The organism is Gemmatimonadaceae bacterium, assembly GCA_019637445.1.
GTDB lineage: Bacteria > Gemmatimonadota > Gemmatimonadetes > Gemmatimonadales > Gemmatimonadaceae > Pseudogemmatithrix.
Genome location: JAHBVS010000004.1, coordinates 48,987 through 68,494, shown reverse-complemented (window position 1 = coordinate 68,494; position 19,508 = coordinate 48,987). Strand labels below are relative to the sequence as shown.

General features: G+C 67.6%; 22 protein-coding genes. All 22 read right to left on the bottom strand.

Annotated features, from left to right (window positions below):
• Window positions 1-53: 53 nt before the first annotated feature.
• The 22 genes from KF709_14720 to KF709_14615 all read right to left on the bottom strand — a co-directional run bounded on the left by KF709_14720 (window position 54) and on the right by KF709_14615 (window position 19,479).
• Window positions 54-725 (bottom strand): hypothetical protein, encoded by a 672-nt coding sequence (locus tag KF709_14720; GenBank protein MBX3175658.1) that lies wholly within the window; start codon window positions 723-725, stop codon window positions 54-56.
• A 46-nt stretch (window positions 726-771) separates the two neighbouring features.
• A complete protein-coding gene (locus KF709_14715; GenBank protein MBX3175657.1) occupies window positions 772-2,076 on the bottom strand; it encodes a hypothetical protein in 1,305 nt (434 codons plus the stop codon).
• Window positions 2,066-2,791 carry a hypothetical protein gene (locus tag KF709_14710; protein ID MBX3175656.1) on the bottom strand — a complete coding sequence of 242 codons (726 nt, stop codon included), beginning with the start codon at window positions 2,789-2,791 and terminating at the stop codon, window positions 2,066-2,068. Before KF709_14710 ends, KF709_14715 begins: the two co-directional genes overlap by 11 nt.
• Before the next feature lie 55 nt (window positions 2,792-2,846).
• Window positions 2,847-3,434, bottom strand: a complete 588-nt coding sequence (locus tag KF709_14705) for an aminodeoxychorismate/anthranilate synthase component II (protein MBX3175655.1) — start codon at window positions 3,432-3,434, stop codon at window positions 2,847-2,849.
• Between the two features lie 75 nt (window positions 3,435-3,509).
• Complete coding sequence (gene xerD, locus KF709_14700; protein ID MBX3175654.1) at window positions 3,510-4,439, bottom strand: site-specific tyrosine recombinase XerD; 930 nt, start codon at window positions 4,437-4,439, stop codon at window positions 3,510-3,512.
• Between the two features lies 1 nt (window position 4,440).
• Window positions 4,441-5,160 carry a VTT domain-containing protein gene (locus KF709_14695; protein MBX3175653.1) on the bottom strand — a complete coding sequence of 240 codons (720 nt, stop codon included), beginning with the start codon at window positions 5,158-5,160 and terminating at the stop codon, window positions 4,441-4,443.
• Window positions 5,153-5,626, bottom strand: coding sequence for a 2-C-methyl-D-erythritol 2,4-cyclodiphosphate synthase (gene ispF / locus KF709_14690; protein MBX3175652.1), 474 nt, complete (start codon window positions 5,624-5,626; stop codon window positions 5,153-5,155). Before ispF ends, KF709_14695 begins: the two co-directional genes overlap by 8 nt.
• A 60-nt stretch (window positions 5,627-5,686) precedes the next feature.
• Complete coding sequence (gene mqnC, locus KF709_14685) at window positions 5,687-6,733, bottom strand: dehypoxanthine futalosine cyclase (GenBank protein MBX3175651.1); 1,047 nt, start codon at window positions 6,731-6,733, stop codon at window positions 5,687-5,689.
• A 64-nt stretch (window positions 6,734-6,797) separates the two neighbouring features.
• The gene (locus KF709_14680) at window positions 6,798-7,661 is read right to left on the bottom strand and encodes a menaquinone biosynthesis protein (GenBank protein MBX3175650.1); all 864 of its coding nucleotides are present in this window, start codon (window positions 7,659-7,661) and stop codon (window positions 6,798-6,800) included.
• On the bottom strand, window positions 7,661-8,896 hold the full coding sequence (mqnE, locus tag KF709_14675; GenBank protein ID MBX3175649.1) for an aminofutalosine synthase MqnE: 1,236 nt from the start codon (window positions 8,894-8,896) through the stop codon (window positions 7,661-7,663). Before mqnE ends, KF709_14680 begins: the two co-directional genes overlap by 1 nt.
• A 4-nt stretch (window positions 8,897-8,900) precedes the next feature.
• Window positions 8,901-10,142 (bottom strand): beta-ketoacyl-ACP synthase II, encoded by a 1,242-nt coding sequence (gene fabF, locus KF709_14670; GenBank protein ID MBX3175648.1) that lies wholly within the window; start codon window positions 10,140-10,142, stop codon window positions 8,901-8,903.
• A gap of 12 nt (window positions 10,143-10,154) precedes the next feature.
• Entirely contained in the window at window positions 10,155-10,391 is a 237-nt protein-coding gene (locus KF709_14665; GenBank protein ID MBX3175647.1) for an acyl carrier protein, read from the bottom strand.
• A gap of 87 nt (window positions 10,392-10,478) precedes the next feature.
• Window positions 10,479-11,219, bottom strand: a complete 741-nt coding sequence (fabG, locus tag KF709_14660; protein MBX3175646.1) for a 3-oxoacyl-[acyl-carrier-protein] reductase — start codon at window positions 11,217-11,219, stop codon at window positions 10,479-10,481.
• Between the two features lie 87 nt (window positions 11,220-11,306).
• A complete protein-coding gene (gene fabD, locus KF709_14655) occupies window positions 11,307-12,230 on the bottom strand; it encodes an ACP S-malonyltransferase (GenBank protein MBX3175645.1) in 924 nt (307 codons plus the stop codon).
• Window positions 12,230-13,219 (bottom strand): ketoacyl-ACP synthase III, encoded by a 990-nt coding sequence (locus tag KF709_14650; protein MBX3175644.1) that lies wholly within the window; start codon window positions 13,217-13,219, stop codon window positions 12,230-12,232. The genes fabD and KF709_14650 overlap by 1 nt, the downstream gene beginning before the upstream one ends.
• Window positions 13,216-14,223 carry a phosphate acyltransferase PlsX gene (plsX, locus tag KF709_14645; GenBank protein ID MBX3175643.1) on the bottom strand — a complete coding sequence of 336 codons (1,008 nt, stop codon included), beginning with the start codon at window positions 14,221-14,223 and terminating at the stop codon, window positions 13,216-13,218. Before plsX ends, KF709_14650 begins: the two co-directional genes overlap by 4 nt.
• Window positions 14,223-14,405 (bottom strand): 50S ribosomal protein L32, encoded by a 183-nt coding sequence (rpmF, locus tag KF709_14640; GenBank protein MBX3175642.1) that lies wholly within the window; start codon window positions 14,403-14,405, stop codon window positions 14,223-14,225. Before rpmF ends, plsX begins: the two co-directional genes overlap by 1 nt.
• Window positions 14,406-14,447: 42 nt before the next feature.
• Window positions 14,448-14,927 carry a DUF177 domain-containing protein gene (locus KF709_14635; protein MBX3175641.1) on the bottom strand — a complete coding sequence of 160 codons (480 nt, stop codon included), beginning with the start codon at window positions 14,925-14,927 and terminating at the stop codon, window positions 14,448-14,450.
• Window positions 14,928-14,992: 65 nt separating this feature from the next.
• Complete coding sequence (gene ndk, locus KF709_14630; GenBank protein MBX3175640.1) at window positions 14,993-15,412, bottom strand: nucleoside-diphosphate kinase; 420 nt, start codon at window positions 15,410-15,412, stop codon at window positions 14,993-14,995.
• A 315-nt stretch (window positions 15,413-15,727) separates the two neighbouring features.
• Window positions 15,728-16,600: a succinate--CoA ligase subunit alpha gene (sucD, locus tag KF709_14625; GenBank protein ID MBX3175639.1), complete on the bottom strand. Its 873-nt coding sequence runs from the start codon at window positions 16,598-16,600 to the stop codon at window positions 15,728-15,730.
• Window positions 16,597-17,742, bottom strand: a complete 1,146-nt coding sequence (sucC, locus tag KF709_14620) for an ADP-forming succinate--CoA ligase subunit beta (protein ID MBX3175638.1) — start codon at window positions 17,740-17,742, stop codon at window positions 16,597-16,599. The genes sucD and sucC overlap by 4 nt, the downstream gene beginning before the upstream one ends.
• Before the next feature lie 84 nt (window positions 17,743-17,826).
• Window positions 17,827-19,479, bottom strand: coding sequence for an amidase (locus KF709_14615; protein ID MBX3175637.1), 1,653 nt, complete (start codon window positions 19,477-19,479; stop codon window positions 17,827-17,829).
• Window positions 19,480-19,508: the final 29 nt, after the last annotated feature.

Here is a 19,508-nt window from a genome sequence, read left to right as displayed (position 1 = left end):
CCTCTTGAGTTCACGGCCTCGGGGGCGGCTGACGCGGCCTCCGCGACCCGTTCCTACCGGAAGATCCTGAAGAAACTGAAGCCCGAGAGGGCGACGGCCGGGACCACGACGATGTTTCCTCTCCTGAGTGCCAACACGGACTCGTCGTAGAACACCCCCAGCTCAGGGGAGATCGAGACGTCGCCCAGGATGAACTTCATCCCCAGGAAGCCGCCGACCGTCGGCTTGTCCGTCACGGCGCCCCGGCTGATCGGCATTGTGTGGAACGCGCGAAGCCCCCCGTACGGGATCCCGGCACTGTTCCGGCGGCCGGAGACGATGGCCGTGGCTTCGACCAGCGCGTGGCCGCCCCAGTTCACGATGCCTCCGCCCCACATGGTAGAGAACCCGGCCGAGTCAGGGTGTGCGTATCCAGCGTGTCGGCGCTTGTAGTTCATCACCAGTCCACTGGCCGAGGTGATGCGGATGCCGAGGTCGGAGCGCTCGGAGAGACCGAATCGAACCTCGCTGTCGGACATCGGGATGTTGGCGATGTCGCTGCTAGTGCTGGCGCTGTCGTCAAACTGCCCGCCGCCGTTGATCACGAGTCCGGCGGTGCCGAAGCTGTGGCGCTCACCAATCGGGACCGTTTGGCCGGTTGACCCGGTCGTATACGGCAGACAGGCGGTGGCGACGACCAGCGGACACAGCAGGAGCAAGCGGGCCGAGCGTCGGAGCGGAGCCACGAGGACCTCGTGCGGGAGGGGTGAACGTCGAACGTGCGCCTGAATGCTACCGCGGCAGGGCCGGCTCGATCCTCAGCCGAACGGCGTAGGGGACGTCCAGGGAATCGCGCATCGAGGCCCAGACGTGGTTGCCCGAGAAGCTGAGAAGCGATGTGCCGGGCGGAGGCCGCACGCGGCCGAGCAGCCTGCCGTCTGGGGCGAACACGTCCCAGAGGTCCGGCTCGCGGGTGGTGCGGCGCGGCCGTGGGTTCGCCCCTGCAGGGATGACGGGCAACTCGGCCTCAGGGATCGGCTCTTCGGGAGTGTAGAGCCGGACCCAGATTCGCCCGTCCTCACCGGCGGCAAGGTCGCGAACCGCCGGCTTCACGTCCGGGATAGCCGGGCCGGTCCAGTTCCAGGACGGATTCAGCCGCCGCATCGTGTGCTCGATCTGCGCCCGCCGTTCGGCGCGCTCGGTGGCACCGACGGGCACGGGCTCGTAGTCGACGTCCACGCGCAGCGGCTTCGCGGCCGCGATCAGCCGATACCAGACGTAGTCGGGAGCACCGGGCGCCGAGATGAGCCCGCCCGCGGGATCAAACGTCACCTGAGAGCTCGGGAACCATGGCACCTGCGAGGCGGACGCCGAGCCGCCGTCCGCCGACCGGGCCGACAGCACCGCCTCGGGAATCCCCCATTTCGGCATCTCGAGCGTATCGGACGCCGCGCCGTCTGCGTCCACTCGCACGTAGCCGGCGCGCAGGATGCGGAACTCAGTGGCCGAGGTCTCAAGGACGGACCAGGCGTAGAGGTCGCCGGCCCGGCCCGCCCGGAGGCCATCCTGCAGGAACCAGCCGCTCAACTGCAGGCTCATGTTCCGCTCAAAGCTGCCGTCGGGCCCGTAGAAGTTCACCCGAGCGCCTTGGGCGTCCCACAGGGCCCAGCGCCCGCCCGGCAGTCGGGCGATGCCGTTGACGTGTCCATGCTCCCCCGGTCCACCGCCCTTGCCTCCAACCCGCCGAACGAAGGCGCCGGTGGAATCGAACATCCGCAACGCCTGCGCCTGCCCGTCATAGACCAGCAGCCCTCCGTCGCCGAGGCCGAACACCGCCTCGATCTGCCCGAAGGTCTCCTCCTCTCCGCCGTCGAGACTCCCGACGCGCAGTTCCGGCACCAGCGAGTGCACGTAGCTCGGGGGCACGGTACCCGCGATGTGTACGCGAATCGTGTCGCCGGTGGAGTCCACCGTGACGGTCCACGGCTGTTCGCTGTCGCTCGCCTCGCGGCCGCCGCAGGCAGCGGAGAACACGGCAAGGGCGGCGCAGGCCAGCAGTGCGGCGCGCAAGGCGGATGAGGTGGAATCAGGTCGCATGTCGGGAGGAAAGGGTAAGACCGGCCATCAGCTTACGAATCCGCACGCGCCAGAGCCAGTAGAGGAGAAACGGAATCGGCGCAAAGGCCAGCACCAGCATCAGCGGGAGGATACGCACCGGTTCCGGCACGAACTTCATCTGGCCGAGGAAGAACGATCCCGTGGCCACGAACAGCCCGAAGCACATCCGCCAAAGATGTCGCGCCACCCGTGGCGCGCCGCGCAGACCGTTGGCGCGCAGCGCCCGCCAGTCCCCGAGCGATGCGAGCAACAGGATGCTGCCGCCAACCAACGGCGGCACGACGCGCGGGCGCCCAACCACGGGCACGGACGGGTCCGCCCACTCGGCGTAGCCACCGTAGACCATCGTGGCCGCGGACACGAACGCGAGCACCATCAGACCCACGGACAGCGCGCGGTCCCCGATCGGCAGTGGCCGCAGCGCCGTGAAGCCCGTCGTGACGAGATAGGCCGCAAACAGTCCCGCGAAGACCTGGCCGGCGTTGCCTTCGTAGGCACCGATGCCTGCGGCGGAGAGTCCTAGGCCGAGCATGGACCAGGTGAAGACCGCGCCGCTGCGGCGATGCAAGGCGCCGCCCTTCTGCGCCGCCAGCGCAATCGTTCCGCCGACGATGGCCGCCAGCCCTGCCGCGAAGTGCAGCGCGAGCACGAGCCAAACGAGTCCACTCGATGTCGCGAACGTGACGCGATCCATATCGTGACTCCGGGGCGAGGCGCGGGGGCAATGCTGGACGGCGCGAGGCGCGCCGCTATTGCCTCACGAACGCGACCTCAAGGAAGTTTCGCAGCATCTGCTTGCCCGCCTTGGTGCCGATGGACTCCGGATGGAACTGCACGCCCACCGCCGGATGCTCGCGATGCCGTACGGCGTGGATCTCCGTGGGATCGTCCACCGCCGTGGCCGTCACCACGAGGGCGTCCGGCACACTGTCGTGGGCGATGACCAGCGAGTGGTAACGCATGACCTCAAGCGGTGACGGCAGCCCGGCGAAGAGTCCCGTGCCATCGTGCCGCACCAGCGAGGTCTTGCCGTGCATCACGCCACGTGGGGCGCGGATCACCTGGCCGCCGTAGGCCTCGCCAATCGCCTGGTGGCCGAGGCAGACGCCAAGCATCGGCGTCGTGGCGCCGAATCGCTGGATCACCGGGATGGTGACGCCGGCATCGGCGGGCGTGCCTGGGCCTGGGCCGAGCACGATGCCCGCCGGCGCCATCGCGGCAATCTCGTCCAGCGTGATCTGGTCGTTGCGCACGACCTGCAACTCGGCGCCCAATTCACCGAGGTACTGGACGAGGTTGTAGGTGAAGGAGTCGTAGTTGTCGAGGACGAGAAGCATTGAGTGGTTCGTCAACGAAGTGGGCCACACGATTGCGCGCGCTGAGCAATCGCCACACGCGACTGCAGCGGCGACCTACCCCCGCGGATGATACTGCTTGTGCACCTGCCGCAGATGCTCGCGGTCCACGTGCGTGTAGAGCTGCGTGGTCGAGATGTCCGAATGCCCAAGCATCTCCTGCACCGCCCGCAGGTCCGCGCCACCCTCCAACAGGTGCGTCGCAAAGCTATGCCGCAGCGTGTGCGGCGTCACGGGCTTGGTCAACCCAGAGCGCTCCACGTACTTCCGGAGCAGCGTCCACGCGGTCATGCGCCTGAGCGGCGCCCCACGTGAGTTGAGAAATAGCCGCCCTTCACCCTTCCCCTTCTCCAGCCGCGGCCGCAGCTCGCGCAGGTATACCGCCACCGCCCCGGCCGCCTTCCGCCCGATGGGCACGATGCGCTCCTTCCCGCCCTTGCCGAACACGCGCACGACCAGCTCGTCCAGCAGGACGTCCTTCACGCCGATCGAACACCACTCGCTCACACGCAGCCCGGCGCCGTAGGCCAGCTCAAGCAACGCGCGATCGCGGAACGCCATCTCGTCGTCCAGCGTGACGGTGTCGATCAACCGCTCCACCTCGGCCACCGTCAGCACGTCCGGCAACGCCCGCCAGCCACGCGGCGACTCGAGCTTCTCGCTGGGATCGGCCGTGACCACACCTTCCGCCAGCAGGAAGCGATACCACGTGCGCAGCGCCGAGATGCGTCGGCGGATAGTCGCCGCGCTGCGACCCTGGTCCTTGAGGCTGTAGACCCACTCGCGCAGGTGCGCCGCCGTGAGATCGGCCGCGGCCGCGGCGCGGTGCCGCTCGCTGGCCCAAGTCGCCAGCAATCCGAGATCGCGCAGATACGCCTCGCGCGTCCGCGCGCTGGAGCCGAGCTCGAGCTCCAGGTACTCGGCGAAACGCTCCAGCAGGAACGCGCGATTGAGGGTGTCGGCGGAGACGGGGCTCACGCCGTGCAATCTACGGGGCGGAGTCGCGCTGTTGCGCGGCGCCCGTGCCTTCCGCCGCGGTTGCCGAGGCAGCAGCAGCGGCCCGTTGCCGCCTGCGCCGCCAGATCCACCAGCCCACGAGCACCGCGGCCACGGCCACGCCGGTGGCTCCGATACCAACGTCGCGCCCCAGCGCCAGCAGCGCCGCCTTCACCGCCTCCCAGTCGCTGCCCACGCGGAACGCGAACCAGGTGACCACGCTGTACCAGATGGTCGACGCGGCGAAGAGAATGGCCGCCGTCTCCCAGAGCGGCACCCCCACGGCGCCTGCCGCCGCCGGCGCCATCGCCCGCAAGCCGGGGACAAAGCGCGAGATGAACAGCGCCACCCAGCCGTACTCGCGGTAGGCCTCCTCAACCCGGTGCTCGGCGCGCTCGGTCTGCGCCTCACTCTTAATCAGCTTGAAGCGCGCCATCTGGTGCGCGAGCCAGTTGGCGCCGAACCGACGCCCCATCCACCAGACCACCGAATTGCCGGCCACGCTTCCGCAGACGACGGCGAGGGTGGTGGGGATCCAGTTTCCGCCCGCACGCGCGGACAGGAACGCGAGGAAGGCGGCCGCGAGATCACCGGGCACCGGCGGCAGCACACCTTCGGCAAAGCTCGCGCCAAAGATCAGCGCATAGAGCGTTTCGACTGGCTGCCCGGCGAGGCGGTCGACGAGTGGCTGGAGCGTGACGAGATCAGCCACGGACGAGCGTGGCCACCGCGATGCACGCGATGCCCTCGCCTCGGCCGATCCAGCCCATCCGCTCGTTCGTCTTCCCCTTCACCATCACGTCCTGGGCGGGGATGCCCAGCGCGGCACCGAGCTTCTCACGGATCTGCGCTCGATGCGGCCCCAGCTTGGGCGTCTCGGCAATCACCGTGATGTCGCACTGCGTCGGCGTCCAGCCGGCCTTCTGCACCCGTGCGAGGGCGAGCCTGAGCATCTCGATGCTGTCGCGCCCTGCGTTCTCGGCGCTGGTATCCGGAAACATCTCGCCGATGTCCCCGACACCTGCCCCGCCGAGGATGGCATCCGTGAGGGCGTGGCACACAGCGTCGGCATCGCTGTGGCCGGTGCAACGCACCGCGGCGGGGATCATCACGCCGCCGAGCAGCACACCGTGGCCTTCGACGAAACGATGCGAGTCGTAGCCAATACCAACGCGGATCTGTGGTCCTGATGCCTTGCTCACGGCGAGCCGCCTGCGGTGCGAAGAGAGGTGGTCAGGTTAGGCGGCCGCGTGTGCGGGCGATGGCTCGAGCAGCGTGTAGTCCTGCTTGCGCTTGCGAGGCTCGAAGCCCGCCTCGCGGATCAGCAGCTCCATCTCCTCGATGCTGGTGCGGTGCGTGGTGTTCGCGGCCGAGACGACGTTCTCCTCCAGCATCAGCGAGCCGAAGTCGTTGCAGCCATAGTGCAGCGCCGTCTGCCCGACCTTCATCCCCATCGTCACCCAGGAGGCCTGAATGTTCGGGATGTTGTCGAGCACCGTGCGCGCGAAGGCCGTGGTGCGGAGATACTCCACCGCGTCGGTCTTCGGCATGTGGCTCATGGTCGGCGTGTTCTCCGGCTGCAGCGGCCAGCAGATGAAGGCCGTGAAGCCGTTGGTGCGCTTCTGGACTTCCTTGAGGCGCAGCAGGTGCTCCACGCGCTCGGCCTTGGTCTCGCCAATGCCGTACATCATCGTGCAGGAGGTCTTGAGGCCCTCCTGATGGGCGATCTCCATCACCTCGAGCCATCGGTCGGCGCCAGCCTTCTTCTTGGCGACGTTGTCGCGCACGCGCTGGACAAGGATCTCACCACCGCCGCCGGGGATCGAATCCAGGCCGGCCTTGACCAGCTCCTGGATCACCGTGCGCGCGTCCATCCGGTACAGCGTGGACCAGAAGTCCACCTCGGAGGGCGAGAAGCCGTGCACGTGGATGGGGTGGTTGCGCTTGATGTACTTGAGCAGTTCGAGATACCACTCGAACGGGATGTACGGATTGTGCCCGCCCTGGATCAGGATCTGCACGCCGCCCAAGGCTTTCACTTCGTCGATCTTGGCCCCGATCTCCTCGTAGCTCAGCGTCCAGCCCTCGCCGTCCTTGGGGCGCCGATAGAAGGCGCAGAAGCCGCAGTCGGCCACACAGACGTTCGTGTAGTTGATGTTGCGGTCCACGATGTACGTGACGATCGGCTCCGGGTGGAGCTTGCGGCGCACGGCGTCGGCCGCGGCGCCCAAGTCGAGGAGGCTCGACTGTTCGTAGTACTCGAGGAGGTCGGTGGCTTCGGACATTACTGCTGATGGAGGATGAAGGATGGAGGATGAAAGATACCGGCCTTCATCCTTGCGCGCGCGGTCATCCCTTGCCCGCTGATGCGGGGAGGAAGGCGAGTTTCCCCTTCGGAACGCGTCCAGCGAGTTCCAACCGGCGAATGAACTCGGTGAGGCCCTCGAGATCCGGCAGGGTCAGGCGCCAGTCGAGGCCGTCGAAATAGTGCCGGCAGTCAGACTGGCTCACACCGGTGGCCCGCGCGGCCTGCGCGGCGAGTTCGTCCAAGTGCTTCAGCCCCCACTCGCGCGAGGCAATCAGGCTGGCGTGCACCTTGAGCGCCTCGGCCACGGGCGTCGTGCGCTGGGCTACCCAGACGGCGAACACGAACGGCAGGCCGGTCCAGGACTTCCACTCGGCGCCAAGGTCGTAGACGAACTCATAGGCCTCTCCGTGGGCCGCCGCGACCGGGTGGTCTGCGCTCTGCAGCATCAGGGCGGCGTCGCCAATGACCAGGCGCGCGGCGATGTCCGGGTCGCGCTCCGCGCGGGCAATGGCCTCGGCCTCGGCGTCACCGGGCACGAAGATCGGTCGCGCCTTCCACACGTGCTCGAATAGCAGTTCGAGCAGGTGCACGCTGGTCATCGAGCTGCGGCTCACCATCACGCGCTGGCCGTCGAGCTCGCGGGCCGGACGCGTGGAGAACAGCATTACGCTGCGCACGGGGCCATCGCAGGAAATCGCGAGGTCGGGGAGCAGCAGGTAGCGCTCCCAATCGCGGGCGTACTCCACGGCCGAGACGACGCTCACGTCGAGTGCGCCCTCGGCCATCATCTTGTTGAGCGCTGTGGGCACGCCGTCCACCAGCGTGGCGTCCAGCGGGACGATTCCCCGATCCACGCCCCCGTAGACCGGGAAGCAGTTGATGTAGGGAATGCGCCCGACGCGCATCAGGCGGCGCCGAGTGTGGGGAGCTCGCGTCCGGACTGGGCGGCGGCACGCGCGGCGGCCTCGGCAGCTGCCGCTTCTGCCTGCGCCTCCACCTCAGAGAAGTCCGTGCGCAGGATGTTGTAGAAGCTGTCGCGCTCGGCGGGCTGCTTCCCCGCCCCACGAATCAGCTTGAGGATCTCCGGCAGCGACATCGCCTGTGAGGTCCGCGCGCCCACGGCGTGGTAGATCTTCTCGCGGACCACCGTGCCCTCGAGGTCGTTCACGCCGTAGTGCAGCGCGATCTGGCTCAGGAAGGGCGTCACCATGATCCAGTGGCTCTTGATGTGCGCGAAGTTGTCGAGAAAGAGCCGCCCCACGGCGAGGTTCTTGAGGTCGTCCACGCCGCTGGACGCGATGCCGCGACGCCCGAGCTTCTCGCCCAGGACGTTGTCGTCCGGGTGATACGCCAACGGGATGTAGGCCAGGAAGCCGCCGGTCTCATCCTGCAGGTCGCGCAGCATCTGCAGGTGCTCCATGCGGTCCGCGTGGGTCTCCACGTGGCCATAGAGCATGGTGCAGTTGGTGCGGATGCCCAGCTCGTGCGCGGCGCGGTGCACGCCAACGTAGTCGGCCGCGCCGAGCTTCTTCTTGGCAATCTCCTCGCGCACGGCGGCCGAGAAGGTCTCGGCGCCGCCACCCGGCATCGTGTCGAGGCCGGCCTCTCGCAGCGCAGAGAGCACGTCCTTCCAGGACATCTTCTCGATGCGCGCGATATGCGCGATCTCGACCGCGGTGAGCGCCTTGATGTGCACATGCGGCAGCTCGGCCTTGAGCGCCCGGAACATCGCTTGGTAGTAGGCGAGCCCGGCCTGCATATCGAGCCCGCCCACGATGTGGAACTCTCGCGTGAGGCCGTTCTTGGCCTGCCGCGCCTCCGCCATCACCTGGTCCAGCGTGTAGCGGTAGGCCCCCTCCTCCTTCGGCAGCCGCGCGTACCCGCAGAACACGCAGGTGGTGCGCAGGGTGCAGACGTTGGTGGGGTTGATATGCTGGTTGGCCGCGAAGGTCACGACGTCACCGTGCTTGGCGCGGTTCACCGCGTCGGCGAGCAGGCCGATGCCCGTGAGGTCGGGCGAGTCGAACAGCGCGACGCCGTCTTCCTGCGTGAGGCGCGTGCCCGCGGCGACCTTCTCGGCGATGCCGCGCACCACCGGGTCCGTGATGCGCGCGAACGGGATGTTCAGCGCGTCCGGCATGCGCTTAGTCCGTGAGCTTCCGGAGGGCGATGCTCACGTTGTGGCCGCCGAATCCGGAGGAGTTGGAGAGCGCCGCGTGCACCTCGCGCTTGACGGCCGTGTTGGCCGTGCAGTCGAGGTCGCACTCGGGGTCCGGCGACGACAGGTTGATCGTCGGCGGAATGATGCCGTGCGTCATGGCCAGCGTCGTGAAGACGGCCTCGATGGCGCCGGCGGCGCCCAGCGTGTGGCCGGTGGCCGACTTGGTCGAGCTCACGTTCAGCGCCGTGGCGTGCGTCCCGAACACCTTCTTGATGGCCCGGATCTCGTTCGGGTCATTGAGCGGCGTCGAGGTGCCGTGGGCGTTGATGTACTGCACATCCTCGGGCCTGAGACCGCCGTCCTCGAGGGCGCGGCGCATGGCGCGCTGCAGGCCCTCGTGGTCCTCGGGCTGTCCGGTGAGGTGGTAGGCATCGCCCGTGGCGCCGTAGCCGACGATCTCGGCGTAGATGCGCGCACCGCGCTTCTTGGCGTGCTCCAGCTCCTCGAGGATGACCACGCCCGAGCCCTCGCCGAGCACGAAGCCGTCGCGCGTGGCGTCGAAGGGGCGCGAGGCCGTCTCCGGCGAATCGTTGCGCGTGGACAGCGCCTGCATGTTGCCGAAGCCACCGATGGCCATCGGGGCCACGGCGGCCTCCGAGCCGCCGGCGATGATTGCGTCGGCGTCGCCATAGCTGATGATGCGGAAGGCATCACCGATGGCGTGCGCACTGGTGGCGCAGGCCGACTGCGTGGCGTAGTTGGGTCCCTTGGCGCCGAAGCGCATGGAGACCACGCCGGCCGCGATGTCGCCGATGAACATCGGGACGAAGAACGGCGAGATGCGGTTCGGCCCCGAGGTGAAGTACGTGTGGCACTGCTCCTCGAAGGTCGCGATGCCGCCGATGCCCGAGCCGATGATGACGCCGAGGCGGTTGGGGTCGAAGCCGCCCGACTCCAGCTTGGCGTCGGCCATGGCCTGCACGGCGGCAGCCATCGCGTACTGCGTGTACAGGTCGGAGCGCTTGAGCTCCTTGCGGTCCATGTACAGCGCCGCGTCGAAGCCCTTCACCTCGCAGGCGAAGCGGACCTTGAAGGCCGCCGCGTCGAACTTGGTGATGGGCCCGCCGCCCGACTTGCCCGCGAGGACCCCGTCCCACGCGGATTGGAGGTCGTTCCCGACCGGGGTGACACACCCCAGGCCGGTGACCACGACCCGGCGCCGCAACGAACCCACGGCTTAACCGAGCTTGCCGTTGAGGTAGCCGATCGCGTCGCCAACCGTGCGAAGCTTCTCGGCATCCTCGTCGGGGATGTCGATGTTGAACTCCTTCTCGAACTCCATCACCAGCTCGACGATGTCGAGCGAGTCGGCACCGAGATCCTCGATGAAGCTCGCGCCGTCCGTGAGCTTCTCGCGCTCGACTCCGAGCTCCTTCTCGATGATGTCCTTGACCTTCGCGGAATGGTCGGCCATTGAATCTGGACTCCGTAGGGGTGGGATCACTGGAACAATCGGGAAATATACACGCTGGGTTCCCGTCTCACAGGAGGGAATCCGCGATTACGACATCACCATGCCGCCATCCACCGTGAGCACTTGGCCCGTGATGTACGACGCATAATCGGAGGCGAGGAATGCCACCGCGCCCGCGACGTCCTGCACACTGCCGAAGCGCTGCAGCGGAATCTGATCCTGCAGCGCCTTCACGGCCTCCGGCGTCATCGCGTCCGTCATGTCGGTCTTGATGAAGCCCGGTGCCACGACGTTGCAGAGGATGTTGCGGCTGGCCAGTTCCTTCGCCACCGACTTGCTGAGCCCGATGAGCCCCGCCTTGCTCGCCGCGTAGTTCGCCTGCCCCGGGTTGCCGATCAGTCCCACAACGCTGGCGATGTTGATGATGCGGCCGAAGCGGCGCTTCATCATCCCGCGCTGCGCGCTGCGGATGGCGATGAAGGCCGAGCGCAGGTTGGTCTCCAGCACCGCGTTCCAATCCTCGTCCTTCATGCGGAGGATGAGGTTGTCCTTGGTGATGCCGGCGTTGTTGACCAGGATGTCGAGCTGGCCGAAGTGCTTCTCCACGGCCTCGACGAGTGCGCTCACCTGCGCCGGGTCCCCGATGTCGCAGGCGAAGCCCTTGTGTTCGGGGCCGATCTCGGCGGCCACAGCGTCCGCCTTGGCCTGGTCGCGACCGACGATGGCCAGCTTCGCGCCGCACTGGGCCAACGACTCGGCGATCGCCCGGCCGATGCCGCGCGTGGAGCCGGTGACGAGGGCGACTTTGTCCTTGAGAGAGATTTGCATGGGGACAGGGACAGAGGACGGAGGACGGAGGACGGAAGCGGACGGCGATGCGGGACTCCTTCACGCCGCGGCCTTCGTCAGGCCGCCCTACATAGCCAGCAGGGCCTCGACCTCGGCCACGGTGCCGCAGGTCATTGTCTTGCAGTCCGGCGCCAGGCGCTTCACCAGACCGCTCAGCACGGCGCCGGGGCCCATCTCCACGAATGTGGTGCCAGGGTTACGGGCGGCCATGTTGCGCACGACCTCGACCCAGCGCACAGGCGAGGTCAGCTGCTGATGCAACAGTTGGCGCGCCGTCGCGCTATCGCCAATGGCTTCCGCCGTGACGTTGCTCCAGACGGGAACCGATGGGTCGCGCCACTTGGCGGCGTCCAGTGCTTCCTTGAGGCCGGCGGCGGCAGGCTGCATCAACGGGCTGTGGAAGGCGCCGCTCACGGGCAAGCGCACCGCACGCTTGGCACCAGCGGCCTTGGCGAGTTCCATCGCCTTCTCCACGGCCGCGACCTCACCCGAGATCACGATCTGCTCGAGCGCGTTGTAGTTCGCGGGCACCACCGCTCCCGCGTCAGACGCATCACGGCAGATCTCCTCGATCGTGCGCGAGGTCTCGCCAAGGATGGCGGCCATCGCGCCCGGCACGTCGCGCCCCGTCGCCAGCATCAGCTCACCGCGACGCCGCACGAGCTTGAGCGCATCCTCCAGCGAGAGCGCGCCCGCCGCGTGGTACGCCGAGAACTCGCCCAGCGAGTGGCCGGCGGCGCCCTGCGTCGTGGTCGCGACCTTGTCCTTCACCACCGCCCAGACCGCCGCGCCGTGCGCCAGCAGCGCCGGCTGTGCGTTGTGCGTGAGCGTCAGCTCGTCGGCCGGGCCCTCGAAGGCCAAGGTCGCGAGGTCCACGCCAAGCGCCGCGTTGGCGCGTTCGAAGACATCCTTGGCCGCGGGAAATGCGGCGGCCAGGTCCTTGGCCATCCCCGGCTTCTGCGATCCCTGCCCCGGAAAGAGGAGGATCATCAGAAGCGCACCACCATCGAACCCCAGGTGAATCCGGCGCCGAAGGCCACGAACATCACCGTCGTGCCCTCCTTCACCACCCCCTGCTTCATGGCCTCGCTGAGCGCGATGGGGATCGACGCCGCCGACGTATTGCCGTACTTGTCGACGTTCACGAACACCTTCTCCATCGGGATGCTGGCGTGCTTCGCCGTCGCCTCGATGATCCGGATGTTCGCCTGGTGCGGGATCATGATGTCGATGTCGTTCGCCGAGAGCTTGGCGCCATCCAGCGCGCGGTCCGCCGCGTCGGCCATCGAACGCACGGCGTTCTTGAACACCTCGCGTCCGGCCATCGTGATGAAGTGCGAGCCCTCGGCGAGGATCTCGGCCGTCATCGGGGCGTAGCCGGCACCCTTCGGGCGCTGCAGCAGGTCGGCCAGCGTGCCGTCAGAGCGCATATACGCCGAGAGGATGCCGCGACCCTTCGTGGCCTTCTTGACGATGGTCGCACCCGAGCCGTCGCCGAAGAGCACGCAGGTGTTGCGGTCCTTCCAGTTGATGATGCGGCTCAGCACCTCGCCACCGATGACCAGGATCGTCTCGTAGCCGCCCGTGGCGATCAAACCCTCGGCGACCTGCACGCCGTAGAGCCAACCAGAGCAGGCGGAGTCGATGTCGAAGGCGACCGCGCGGGTGGCGCCGAGTGCGGCCTGCACCTCGACTGCGGTGGCCGGCAGCAGGCGGTCGGGGCTCGCGGTGCCGAGGATGATCGCATCCAGCTCGGCGGCGGTGACGCCCGCGGCCTCCATGGCCTCGCGCGCCGCCGCGGTGGACAGCGAAGTGAGGCTCTCGCCCTCACCCGCCACGTAGCGCTGACGGATGCCCGTGCGTTCGCGGATCCACTCGTCGTTCGTCTCCACGCCGATCGACGCGAAGTCGTCGTTGTGGAACGCGCGCTTCGGCACCGCGTGCGCGGTGGCCGTCAGCATGGCGTATGGACGCTTCATTCGGCCCCCTGCACGCGCTCGCCGATATGCGAGCTCATCTTGGACTCGTGGGCCCGCAAGCCGGCGAGGATGCCGTTCTTGATGGCCTCGGGGCTGGACTTGCCGTGGCAAATGATGCTCACGCCCTTCACGCCGAGCAGCGGCGCACCGCCGTACTTGGCGTAGTCGAGCATCGACGCAGCGCCGGCGACCTGTTCCTTGGTCACGCCAGCCTTCATCAGCATGCCGAAGAGCATCGGGGCGACCGACTCGTAGAACTTGAGCAGCACGTTTCCGGTGAATCCATCGCAGACAACGACGTCGATGGGGCCGCGGTCGCAGGCACCCATCGGGATGTCGCGACCCTCGATGTTGCCGAGGAAGTTGAGGCCGCTCTTGAGCAGCAACTGGTGCGCCTCCTTGACGGCGGCGTTGCCCTTCTCCGCCTCCTCGCCAATCGACAGCAGTCCGATGGCGGGGTTCTCGCGCCGCAGGATGTCCTTGGCGTAGACGTGCCCAAGGTTGGCGAAGTTCACCAGTTCCTCGGGCGAGCAGTCGACGTTGGCGCCGGAGTCCAGCACGACCACGGGATTCTTGGCCGTGGGGAACACGGTGCCGATAGCCGGACGCTCGAGCCCCTCGTGCAGGCGCAGGATGAACACCGAGGCGGCCATCTGCGCGCCGGTGTTGCCGGCCGAGACAAAGGCGTCGCTCTTTCCTTCGGTCTGCAGGCGCAGGCCGAGGGCCATCGAGGACTTGGGCTTGCCGCGGATGGCGACGGACGGCTTGTCGGTCATGAGAATGACCTCGGGCGCGTCCACAAACTCGAAACGCGCCGCCGCCTCGACCATCAAGGGCGAGGCGCCGGCGAGTTGCTTGGCCAGTTCGTCGCGAACGACGGACTCCTGGCCGACGAGTTGGATTGTGTGCTGCGCGCCGAGTTCAGCGGCGGCGAGCAGTGCCGCCGCGATGGGTGCCTGGGGCGCGTGATCGCCCCCCATCGCGTCCAGCGCGATGCGAGCCATTACGCTTCGCGCGCCGCGACCCGCTGCTCACCAGCATAGAACCCGCACTCCTCACACACGTGGTGCGGGCGCTTGGAGGCGCCGCACTTCGGGCAGGCCTGGATGTTGATCTTGGGCGCCACCTTGTGGGTGTTGCGCGCGCGCTTCTTGCGCTTGGAGGTACGGCGCTTCGGGACGGCCATCGGAGTCTCGGGTCTGCTAGTGGAAAATGCGAAGAATCGGAATCAGGACTTCGTGCCCACGGCCGCCGGCTGGCAGGCGCAGGGTCCAGCATTGAGTTCGGCCCCACAGGTCGGACAGAGCCCCTTGCAGTCGGGGCGGCACAACGGAAGGCCGGACGCATCCAACAACCACTGCTCGCGGATCGCAGCGCGGAGATCGACTTCGGTCCCGTGCTCCCCAATCGGGTAGACATCGGGCTCGTCGGCGTTCTCATCGTCGGCGTCGGCGTAGATCAGGTGCGCCTCGTTCCGCACCTCGAACTCCACCGGCACCAGGCAGCGTCTGCACTCGCCGGCGGCCGTCCCGTGGAACGTGCCGCTGAAGTAGTACCGACCCTGCCCCGCACCGCTCAGACGCCCCGTGACGCGGACGCCCTTTACGGGGCGGACATCGCCCGCCATCCACACGGAATCGTCGGCAGGAAGGTCCGCATCAACGTGGACCGCCCCCTCGGCGAGGGTGCGAATGGAGAACGCGAGCATAACGTTGAAAGCTAACTGAAACGAGGCCCTAGGGTCAACTGGGCAACTCGCTGTGGTCAGCGCACTTAGAGGGCGTCGGCTTCGGCGAAGAAGAAGCGGGCCTCACGCACGGCGTTCTCGTCGGAGTCCGAGGCGTGGATGGCGTTCTTGCCCTTGGACTCGGCGTAGAGCTTCCGGACGGTCCCGGCAGCGGCCTCGGCCGGGTCGGTGGCGCCAATGGCCTCACGCAGGGCGTGGACGGCATTCTCGCGCTCGACGACGAACGGCATGCAGGGGGCGGAGCTCATGAACTCGACGAGCTCGGCGTAGAACGGCCGGCCGCGGTGCACGGCGTAGAACTCCTCGGCCTGCTTCTTGGAGAGCTGCATCACGCGCGCGGCCTTGAGCTTGAAGCCTTGGCCTTCGAGGTGGGCGATGATCTTGCCGGCCTTGCCCGTGTTGAAGGCGTCGGGCTTGATGATGCTGAAGGTGTAGTTCAGGGGCACTTGTCTCTTCTCGGTTTGGGTCTGACTTAGCCTGTAAAGATAGTTGGATAACTGACCTAAGGCAGGGTTCGGGGTGGCGAAGTTTTTTACCACGGAGACACGGAGACACGGAGGTTGTCGGGACGGGTCGGAGGCCTCAGTGCCTACTCCCAACAGCAACTTCTAAGGGGACGCGGCGGACAGATTTGTCCGCCGCGCCCCCTTAAGAAATCACTTGAAGAAGACACGGAGCACATCGCGCGCCCGCAGTTCTCCGTGGTCTCCGTGTCTCCGTGGTAAACAGCCGTTCCCAGCCCTTCCACGAAGCCTGAAGCCCTACTTCAGCCGCGCCTTGATCAGCTCCACGAAGTCCATCGGCCGCTTCGCCACACCCATGCCAGCGGCAGCGAACGCCTCGAGCTTCTCGGCAGCCGTGCCCGACGAACCGGAGATGATCGCACCCGCGTGGCCCATGCGACGGCCCGGGGGAGCGGTCTGGCCCGCGATGAAGCCCACGACCGGCTTCTTCATGTGCTTCTTGACGAACTCGGCAGCCTCCTGCTCGTCCGTGCCGCCGATCTCGCCCATCATCGCCACGGCCTTGGTGGCCGGGTCCTTCTCGAAGGCCTCGAGGCAATCGATGAAGTTCGTGCCGTTGATCGGGTCGCCGCCGATGCCGACGCAGGTCGTCTGGCCGATGCCCGCGCGGGTGAGCTGGTAGACCACTTCGTAGGTCAACGTGCCTGAGCGCGAGACCACGCCCACCGGGCCCGGGGTGCAGATGCGGCCGGGGATGATGCCGACCTTGCTGGCGCCCGGCGTGATGAGGCCAGGGCAGTTCGGACCGATGAGGCGGACGCCGCGCTCCTTCACGAAGGGATAGACCTTCGTCATGTCGAGCACCGGCACGCCTTCCGTGATGCAGACGACCAGGCTGACGCCGGAGGCGGCAGCTTCCATGATCGCGTCGGCGGCGAACGGCGGCGGCACGTAGATGACGCTGGTGTTCGCGCCCGTCTCCTTCACGGCGTCGGCGACCGTGTTGAAGATCGGCACCGTGCCCTCGAACTTCTGGCCGCCCTTGCCCGGCGTCACGCCGGCGACGACCTGGGTGCCGTACTCCATCATCTGCTTGGCGTGGAACGAGCCGTCGCGGCCCGTGATGCCCTGCACCACCAGCTTGGTGTTCTTGTCGATGAAGACGCTCACGCGGCCTTTCCTCCCTTCGCGAGCTTCACGGCCGCCTGCACCGCCTCGTCCATGTCGCTGGACGCGGAGAAGCCGTTGTCCTTCAGGATCTGCATCGCGATTTCCTCGTTGGTGCCCGTCAGGCGGATCACGATCGGCACCTTGAGCGGGTTCGCCTTGGTCGCCGTGACGATGCCGTTGGCCACGTCATCGGTGCGTGTGATGCCGCCGAAGATGTTGAACAGGATTGCCTTCACGTTCGGGTCGGCCGTGATGATGCGCAGCGCGTTCACGACCTTCTCCGGGTTCGACGACCCACCGATGTCGAGGAAGTTGGCCGGCTCGCCGCCGTAGTACTTCACCAGGTCCATCGTGGCCATGGCGAGGCCGGCGCCGTTCACCACGCAGCCGACGTCGCCGTCGAGCTTGATGAAGGTGAGGTTCGAGTTGCGCGCATCCACCTCGGAGGGCTCCTCGGAGCTCACGTCGCGCAGCTTCTCGATCTCCGGCCTGCGGTCGAGCTCGTTGTCGTCGATCACCATCTTGCCGTCCACGGCGATCAGCTCGCCCTGCGGCGTGACGACCAGCGGGTTGATCTCAGCCAGCGAGCAGCCAGCGGCCATGAAGGCGGCATAGAGCTGCTGCATGATCTTGGCCGCGGCGCGGGCCTGCTTCACGTCCTCGTAGAGGAAGAAGCCCATGCGCATGGCGTCATAGTTCGGCAGGCCATAGCGCACGTCCACGGGCACGTAGAGGATCTTCTCGGGCGTCTTGGCGGCGACTTCCTCGATGTCGATGCCGCCCGCAGCGGACACCATGAACACCGGCTTCTTGGTCGCGCGGTCGACGATGATGCCCACATACGCCTCGCTGCCGATGTCGGCGGCGACCGTCACCAGCACCTTCTCGACGGTGAGGCCCTTGATCTGCATCCCGAGGATGTCGGTGGCCTTGGCCTTCGCATCAGCCGGCGTCTTGCAGAACTTCACGCCGCCCGCCTTGCCGCGGCCGCCGGCGTGGACCTGCGCCTTGACCATCACGGCCGTGCCGTACTTGGTCGCGATTGCCTCGGCATCGGCCGGCGTGGTCGCCACTTCCCCGGGGGGAATCGGGACGCCGTAGCCGCGGAGGATCTCCTTCGCTTGGTATTCGTGAATGTTCACTACGTCTCCAAAAGAGGGGGGACAGCCGTGAAAGATACGTTCTTCCCCCCGCCCTCTGGTAGCCGCGCCCGGCGATTTCCCGCCCTAGCCCCGCAGCTGAATCGTCTCGAGGAACGTCGGCGCGCGGCGCGCCTGCGCCCGCTGCTCGAACGCAAAACCGAGGCGTAGCAATGTCGCCTCGCTGAACGCCGTCCCAATGAAGAGCAGGCCCACCGGCAGGCCCGAGACGTCGCCGCAGGGAACGGTCAGACTCGGGTACCCGGCCGCCGCCGGCGTCACGAAGCTACCAAGCATCGTATTGTCGCCGAGCAGGTTGTCCGTGAGCCAAGCCGGCGACTGCGTCGGCGCGACGATGGCGTCGAGCCGGTGCCGGCGCAGCGTGGCGTCGATTCCATCCGTGCGCGACATCTTCCGCACCAGCGCCAGCGCGTGCTGGTACTCGGGGTCCGTCAGCGGGCCCTTGGTCTGCGCGTACTCGAAGGTCTCCTGCGCGAACCACATCATCTCGCGGTCGCGGTTGCGCGTATTGAACGCGATCACATCCGCCAGTGAGCGGACCGGCGCACTCGGGTCCGCCGATTTGAGGTAGGCGTCCAGCGAGGCCTTGAGCTCGTATGACAGCACTTCGGCGTCGAAGGTCCAGATGCCGGGGGCCGTGGCGATCTCCACGGGGTCGACCAACGTCGCCCCGCCGGCCCGCAGGTGCGCCAACGCGAGGTTCGCGGCGCGGTCCGCGTGCGCACTGAGACCAAAGAGGTTGCGCGCGACGCCGATGCGCGCGCCACGCAATCCGTCGGGGTCGAGGACCGCGGTGTAGTCCTGCCGGCGCTCACCGGCCTCAACGGTCGAGGCATCCGCCGGATCCGGCCCCGCCATCACCGTCAGAAGCATCGCGGCATCCCGCACCGTGCGCGCCATCGGCCCGGCCGTGTCCTGCGTGAACGAGACGGGAATGATTCCGCTGCGACTCACCAGTCCAACCGTCGGCTTCATCCCCACGATACCGCACAGCGACGATGGGCTGACGATGGACCCCATCGTTTCCGTCCCGACCGCGGCCGCGGCGAAGCTCGCCGACACGGCGGCTGCCGTGCCGGAGCTGGATCCTCCCGGGCTCCGGTCCAGGGCGTAGGGGTTACAGGTCTGTCCGCCGCGCCCGCTCCAGCCGACGATGGCACTCGAGCCGCGCGCGCCCGCCCACTCGCTCATGTTCGCCTTGCCGATCAGCACGCAGCCGGCGTCGCGCAGCCGCTGCACGACGTGCGCATCCTCGGAGGGGTGATAGTCCGCGAGGGCCAGCGAGCCGGCGCTGGTGCGCATGCGGTCGGCCGTCCCGATGTTGTCCTTCAGCAGGATCGGGATACCGTGCAGCTTGCTGCGCGCCCCCCGTCCCTCGCGTTCCTCGTCCAGCCGCGTGGCTTCGGCCAGCGCGTCGGGGTTGAGCTCGATGACGGAATTGAGGCGCGGTCCGTCGCGATCAATTTCCCGAATGGCCTTGAGGTACAGCTCGGTGATGCTGCGCGACGTCTTCCGGCCCGTGGACATCGCCTCCGACAGCGTGCTCAGCGTGACTTCGTGCAGTTCGTTGTCGAGGCTTGCGGCGGCGGATACGCGCACGGGCGCAGGCGCGTCACCACCCTGGCCCAATGAGGGCGCGAGGGCAAAGGCCGCGGCGGAGGCCGTGGCCTGCTGCAGAAATGAACGGCGTGAAGTCGAGCCGGTGCTGCGGCGCGGCATGAACGGGGTCAGGGTTTGTATGCAAGCGT

Excerpts from the sequence above, each read along its gene's own strand:
- KF709_14710 (MBX3175656.1), bottom strand. The coding sequence starts at position 2,791 with ATGGATCGCGTCACGTTCGCGACATCGAGTGGACTCGTTTGGCTCGTG.
- plsX (MBX3175643.1), bottom strand. The coding sequence starts at position 14,223 with ATGGCTCGCATCGCGCTGGACGCGATGGGGGGCGATCACGCGCCCCAG.
- rpmF (MBX3175642.1), bottom strand. The coding sequence starts at position 14,405 with ATGGCCGTCCCGAAGCGCCGTACCTCCAAGCGCAAGAAGCGCGCGCGC.
- KF709_14680 (MBX3175650.1), bottom strand. The coding sequence starts at position 7,661 with ATGCGCGTCGGGCGCATTCCCTACATCAACTGCTTCCCGGTCTACGGG.
- KF709_14715 (MBX3175657.1), bottom strand. The coding sequence starts at position 2,076 with ATGCGACCTGATTCCACCTCATCCGCCTTGCGCGCCGCACTGCTGGCC.
- KF709_14650 (MBX3175644.1), bottom strand. The coding sequence starts at position 13,219 with ATGAAGCGTCCATACGCCATGCTGACGGCCACCGCGCACGCGGTGCCG.
- fabD (MBX3175645.1), bottom strand. The coding sequence starts at position 12,230 with ATGATCCTCCTCTTTCCGGGGCAGGGATCGCAGAAGCCGGGGATGGCC.
- KF709_14665 (MBX3175647.1), bottom strand. The coding sequence starts at position 10,391 with ATGGCCGACCATTCCGCGAAGGTCAAGGACATCATCGAGAAGGAGCTC.
- fabG (MBX3175646.1), bottom strand. The coding sequence starts at position 11,219 with ATGCAAATCTCTCTCAAGGACAAAGTCGCCCTCGTCACCGGCTCCACG.
- KF709_14615 (MBX3175637.1), bottom strand. The coding sequence starts at position 19,479 with ATGCCGCGCCGCAGCACCGGCTCGACTTCACGCCGTTCATTTCTGCAG.
- mqnC (MBX3175651.1), bottom strand. The coding sequence starts at position 6,733 with ATGTCCGAAGCCACCGACCTCCTCGAGTACTACGAACAGTCGAGCCTC.
- KF709_14635 (MBX3175641.1), bottom strand. The coding sequence starts at position 14,927 with ATGCTCGCGTTCTCCATTCGCACCCTCGCCGAGGGGGCGGTCCACGTT.
- mqnE (MBX3175649.1), bottom strand. The coding sequence starts at position 8,896 with ATGCCGGACGCGCTGAACATCCCGTTCGCGCGCATCACGGACCCGGTG.
- KF709_14705 (MBX3175655.1), bottom strand. The coding sequence starts at position 3,434 with ATGCTTCTCGTCCTCGACAACTACGACTCCTTCACCTACAACCTCGTC.